General features: G+C 45.4%; 2 protein-coding genes and 1 pseudogene. All 3 read right to left on the bottom strand.

Features of this window, described 5'->3' with window-relative positions:
* Nucleotides 1-192: 192 nt before the first annotated feature.
* Nucleotides 193-477 (bottom strand): annotated as a pseudogene (locus tag IQ242_RS13740) (DUF2092 domain-containing protein); the annotation flags it as partial.
* Between the two features lie 32 nt (nt 478-509).
* Nucleotides 510-1,172: a potassium channel family protein gene (locus IQ242_RS13735; RefSeq protein ID WP_193960346.1), complete on the bottom strand. Its 663-nt coding sequence runs from the start codon at nt 1,170-1,172 to the stop codon at nt 510-512.
* A 1,318-nt stretch (nt 1,173-2,490) separates the two neighbouring features.
* Nucleotides 2,491-6,132 carry a cobaltochelatase subunit CobN gene (gene cobN / locus IQ242_RS13725; RefSeq protein WP_193960345.1) on the bottom strand — a complete coding sequence of 1,214 codons (3,642 nt, stop codon included), beginning with the start codon at nt 6,130-6,132 and terminating at the stop codon, nt 2,491-2,493.
* Nucleotides 6,133-6,326 lie beyond the last annotated feature (194 nt).

Below are 6,326 nucleotides of genomic sequence, written 5' to 3'. Positions count from 1 at the left end.
ATACCTGCCAAGAATAAAGAAAAATGGTATAAGCCGAGTTTTCAAGGTGCTGCGCCGTCCACTTGGTTTTCGAGACTGGCCTTTTAATTCTAACGTAAAGCCAACCTAGAACGGCGGGGTTTCAGACCCAAAATTTCCGAAATCGTGAGGTTTGGGAATCGCCGTCCGTTTCACGGCGGCGAGGATGTCAACTCCAGTGTAGTCCGAGCGCAGGCGATCGGGTTTCTCTACCCAGATGTTTTGATAGGCACTGTACTGAACTTTCGCCCCAGAGTCCAGTACATCGTCATAGGTGACATCCATCTTGACAGTGAACGATCGCTGTTTGGTTAAATTAGCACAGAGTTGCTCGATCACCTGTTCCGCCGTTTTTGGGCGGATTTCCTGGGATAGAGTCGGTATTTCCGCCAAGACTCCTGCGGCAGTGACCCAAGGCAAAAGTAAAGAAAGAATCGGCATAAAGCGACGCATAATCATCTAATATTCTCCAAGGCGCTGGATTGTTTTGGTTAACGACCATTGTGTAAACTGACTAAACGAGCGATAAAAACGGCGGGATAGAGAACTCCAGCCATTCCTTCTAAATTGGCTAGAACTCTAGCGACTTTACTGGTAGGAACTATATCACCGTAACCAACCGTGGCCAGGGTAGTAAAGCTGAAATGAAGTAGATCCGCCTGGTTGACGGTTTGAGCGGCGGAGCTAAAGGAATCGGGGTCGAAAATCTGGACGATATTATAAGCGGATGCCCAGAAAAATCCTAGGAGAAAATAGACACAAATTCCCCCTTTGATGATATCGGATGTTACCTGTTCGGCGAGAATTAATTCTTGTAAAATCGAGTACACGCATAAACTAATAAAAGCTAGAGAAATTAATGTACTAGACAGATCGAACCAACCGGTTAAATCCCTATAAATAGGGATAATCGTGCCGAATACTCGCAGGATGAGGGCAATTAGAAACAGACCGATATTACATCTTAAAGCCAATTTACTGCGATCAATCTGATAGACGGCGATGATCACAGAGAGGGAGAAGAAAAAGAAAACTAGCAAATCTCCGAGGGGTAGATATACTAAAAATGGGTAAATAATGTAGAGCAAGACTAGATTTGCCAGCAGCCGATTGTATTTATTTTCTGTTGCCCGCATCAATTGACGGAATTTCATAGCAGCGAACCTTTAATTGGTAATATTTCCTCCTGCTAATTAATTTTAAGGCTATTTATCTCCTATCTTCTTTCTAAATTTTCTTGCTTGAATAAACAGCGACTTTCTATCTATTAGCCTCTAGAAGACTATTATAGAAGCTTGGCAAAAGCGATCGCTATCAAAAAATGGCAAACTTAGACTTATAGATTTTTATTAAGAATTGACCATAAATTTGAAAAAATATTGCGGATAACGAGAAACCACTAAATCAGGGAAAAAAGTCAGAGTCTGACGTTATTAACCCATAAAAGCCAAAAAACTCTACAATTAAGATTGGTGAAGTATCCTGCATATTGACAAGAGAATAACTCTTAATAATACTTATAGCGGTTCTCACACCTGTGTGGCACACTTAAACCTTTGCTAATTAAGCTTTTCAACATCGATAGTGTACCTCTTGCGAACAGGAAACGCTATAATAATTTTTAATAATTCTGCTATCCTAAATCAGACAAAATGAATATCAATTGACAGCCCCTGATCGAGACTATTCGTTTTCACGATATCGATGAACTAGGGTCGCAGATGAGAGCTTTTCGTTGGGATATGATTCATCGACCGATCGAGGCAAGAACTTTTCAGGGGGAACTGTTCGTAGCTCAAGTCGGGGGCATACAATTCGCCCGACCGATTTACCTCTCTGGTTCTAGATGTACTCGATTCCCATCAAAACGATCCGCCCCTGCACCCTTCAATACGATATCCCTACATTAAGCGAGCAGAGGAGATCTTACTGGACAATCTCGATCGCCCCCCCTCGATCCTCGATCTCTGTCAAGAACTGCACATCAGTGAACGTACCCTCCGTTACGGTTTTCAGGAATGTTTTGGCCCCGGACCTGCGACTTATCTCAAAATTCAACGTCTTAACGGGGTACGACGACAACTAAAAGCGTCTGCGGGTAAAGGAATTACTGTTAGTGCGATCGCCATACAGTGAGGATTCTGGCAGATGGGTCAATTTGCCAAAGATTATAAGAAAATGTTCGGTGAGTGTCCGTCGGCAACTTTGCGAGAAATTCTTTAACAAAATAAAAGTTAGATTTGCAGAATTTTGATAGTTTCTCTGAGCCAGCCAAAGTTAAATATCAGTATTGACGCTCCCATCGCACTCATGGGAGGGATTCCCTGTTCATCCAGTTACCTTATCTAGGGTTAGCGGTAGTGTAACATAATCGGGGGTTGGGTTTCATGCTTCAACCGTTCGGCAAAAGCTCACGGCCGAAGCCCAACCTACGTTCTAACGGAAGATTTTTGATTTTTGCCAGAGGTCTAATTACTGACCCGATTCGATCGCTCCTTCGGCCTCATGGACAATTGCCCTCAATCGATCTAAAGTTTTCTGGTCCACCTGCGTCCATAATCCCCGTTGTTGAGCCTCTAATAATCTTTCGGCCATATCTCGCAATGCCCAGGGGTTTTTCTCCTGAATAAATTGTTGTACCTTCTCGTCAAATAAATAAGCTTCGGCTACTCCCTGATAGATAAAATCCTCCACTAGATGAGTAGTGGCAGAGTAGGCAAAAATATAATCTACGGTCGCAGCCATCTCGAAAGCGCCTTTATAGCCGTGTCGCATCACTCCCGCTATCCATTTGGGGTTAACCACTCGCGAACGGTAAACGCGACGAATTTCTTCCTCTAGGGTTCTGATGCGGGGATTTTCTGGACGGGAATGATCACCAAAATAGGTGACGGGATTTTTGCCGGTTAAAGCTCGGACACTGGCAGTTAAGCCGCCTTGAAATTGATAGTAGTCATCGGAGTCAAAAATATCGTGTTCTCGATTGTCCTGATTGTGCAGCACTATCTCTAATTCTTGCAGTCTATTTCTCAATACTTCTGGTAAAGAATGGGCAGTTCCTTGACTATCATAGGCATAACAACTCCAGTTAATATAAGCATTAGCTAAGTCTTGATCATTTTGCCAGTTTTGTGACTCGATTAACCCCTGTAAACCGGCCCCATAAGCACCCGGTTTGCAGCCAAAGATTCTGGCAGTAGCTCTCAGTTTCGCCTCTTTTTCTCCTAAGCCCTGACTTAGCCAAAACTCCCTCTCTGTCTTCACTTTCGCCGCTAAAGGATTAATTTTTTCCTCTTCCTCTTGACAAGCTACCGCATTTATGCAAGAATTAAGAAGATGTAGTATGCTGGGGAAACTGTCCCTAAAAAAGCCCGATACCCGAACGGTCACATCAATGCGAGGACGGCCTAAGCTAGACGGGGTAAGGATTTCAAACCCCACCACCCGACGGAAAAAACCATCCCAAAGGGGACGAATTCCCAGTAAAGCCATGGCTTCGGCCACATCTTCGCCACTATTTCTCATCGTCGAAGTTCCCCAGATAGAAATCGCCAAAGTGCGGGGATATTCGCCATTTTCTTGGGTATAACGTTCAATTAGTGCCTCTGCGGCCTTTCTTCCCACTTCCCACGCGGTTTCTGTGGGGATTGCGCGGGTATCGACGGAATAGAAATTTCTGCCGGTGGGGAGAACATCGGGACGGCCGCGGGTGGGAGCGCCGGAAGCACCACTGGGGACGTATTGGCCAGCGAGACCTTTTAAGAGATAGGTAAGTTCATCGGGGGTTTGTTTTAAAGCAGGAATTAACTGATTTTCTAGCCAAACCAATTCTTTTGCCGTATTTTCGCCTACAGGTTCAATTTTCCGGCTAATTAAATCCTGAGCGAGACTTTCCAGATAAGTAGTGGTATCGTTATATTCCGTCAGGGGGTCGCAGTCGAGATGGAGGTCAAGGGCGATCGAACGGGTTAAACCGGGGCGGTCGGGACTGGGAGAACGAGCGATCGATTGGATTAAATCAATTAACTGCTGACCCTGGGGACATTGACCGAAGATATGTAAACCGTCGCGGATTTGTGCTTCCTTGAGTTCACAGAGATAACCATCCACGAGGGTGAGAAATTGACTAAAGGAAGCGCTGGTCGCAACGCGCTCGCTACGCGAGATCGTGCCTAGCTCTCGATCGAGATTAGTTTTCGCCACCAGATCGTTAATCCGCTTGCGAATCAGAGCTAAACGAGAAGGATCAAGAGATTCTGCCTGATAATATTCATCGATGAGGGACTCTAACTTTTCCCAATCCCCATACAATTCCGCTCGCGTCATGGGGGGGGTGAGATGGTCGATGATAACAGCTTGGGAACGTCTTTTAGCGCTGGAACCTTCTCCGGGGTCATTGACAATAAACGGATAAAAATTCGGCAGCGACGAGAAAGCGATTTCGGGATAACAATGGGGAGAAAGAGCAAGACTCTTCCCCGGTAGCCATTCTAAATTGCCGTGTTTACCGAGATTAATCACAGCAGTGACTTGGAATTCCCGTCGTAACCAATGGTAAAAAGCGAGATAGCTGTGGGTAGGTTCCAGGTCGGGGGAATGATAATTAAGAGTCGGGTCAAGGTCATAACCGCGAGAAGGTTGAATACCGATAAAGACATTACCTAACTGGATGCCGGGGATAGGGAAATCCCTGTCTGGATGTCCCCAACGGTCAAGCAGAGCGCTTTGATTATCGGGGGGAAGGGAGGAGAAATAATCTAGATATGCTTCTAGGGAGAGGGATTGATAGATAGGTTTTAATTCCCTTGTCTCCAGGTCATTAGTGATACCGGAAATAAGCAATCGCATTAATTCATCGCTATGGTCGGGGAGGTCGGTGAGGGTATAACCTTGGGTTTGTAATGCGCGAAGAATTTCCAAACCACTAGCGGGAGTATCTAAACCGACTCCGTTAGCGATACGACCATCCTTATTGGGATAGTTGGGGAAAATGAGGGCAATTTTTTTCTGGGAGTTGGGAAGGGAGGAGAGTTGACAATAGTTTGCGGTTAAATCAGCGACAAAATCAACCCGGTGGGGGAGGGGTTGATAGATAACTATTTCCGTTTCTAGTTTGGGATGTCGGGTGAGGACAGATTTAAAGGAAATAGCGCGGGTGATAATTTTGCCATCCATTTCCGGTAAAGCGATATTCATGGCCACATCCCGGGGGGAAAGACCTTGATAACCCTGTTGATAAGCTTCTAAACTGCTGCTGCTGAGGATAACTTGGAAGATGGGTTTATTGAGAGACTGCCAGAAGTGATGATTTTGTTTGTCTTCTGGTCGTTGGATAGAGAAGCTAGTGGTATCGAGAATTAGGTCTGGGGGATGGTGGGAAAAGAGGGTTAATAGTTCCTCTTGCACTTCGATTTCCCGCAGAGAGGAGAGAAAGATAGGGACAGTTTCAATATTTCTTTGGGTGAAAGCGCTGATTAAAGCATCGATAGCTTTGGTGTTACCCGCGAGATAATGGGAACGATAGAAAAGTATCCAAGTCCGTGCTTGGGGTTGGGATAGGGTTATCTGGGAATAGATTCCCAACCTAGGGACAACCCCAGGAGGAGAGGGAGGATAGTCGAGATGGAGACAGGTATGCGCGATAAATTTAGCAGCATTAATCCAGTTATCTATCCCTGCTTCCGTGAAATAGCACCATAACTGATTGACAGTAGTCAGGGAAGCAGTGGAATGACTCATCAACTCTAAATCCGGTTTATCCTCTCCCGGGAGGACAAATAAAGTCGCACCAGTTTCCTCGACAATTTCCTTAACTACTTCCAACCCGTAGGACCAACTCCCCCGTCCCCCCAATAAGCGAAGAATAATCACCCTTGCTTGGGATAGTACCTTGTCCCCATAGTTATCGATACTGTATTGCTGCTGTAACTGCGATAAATTCAGGGCGCGAATTGCGGGAAAATTATCGGGTAGATGGTCGATAGCTGCCGCTAGAGTTTGAATATCGGTATCGGCCATGGTGAGGAGAACAATCGGGGCCGGATTTTGGTCAATAATAATCACCCCTTCGGTATCTGCTGTCCAACCACCCGCTTGGGGAGCAATTCGGTGCATAAGTTTTGAGAGTCAGGTTAAATAATGATTAGGTTTTGAGAATCAGGGTCTCGATCGAGGGATCATTCTTAGGTAGATAGAGATGATTATATCTGTCTGCGGCAATTTAAAGAACAGGCAATAGGGATTAGGGAATAGTAGGGGATAGGGATTAAGAAAACTTCACCAAAACCCAAACCCCCATCCCCTTACTG

This window comes from Microcystis sp. LEGE 08355 (genome assembly GCF_015207185.1).
In the GTDB taxonomy this organism is placed as follows: Bacteria; Cyanobacteriota; Cyanobacteriia; order Cyanobacteriales; family Microcystaceae; genus Microcystis; species Microcystis panniformis.
The sequence above is the reverse complement of the archived record's forward strand: the minus strand, read 5'-3'. Positions and strand labels throughout refer to the sequence as shown.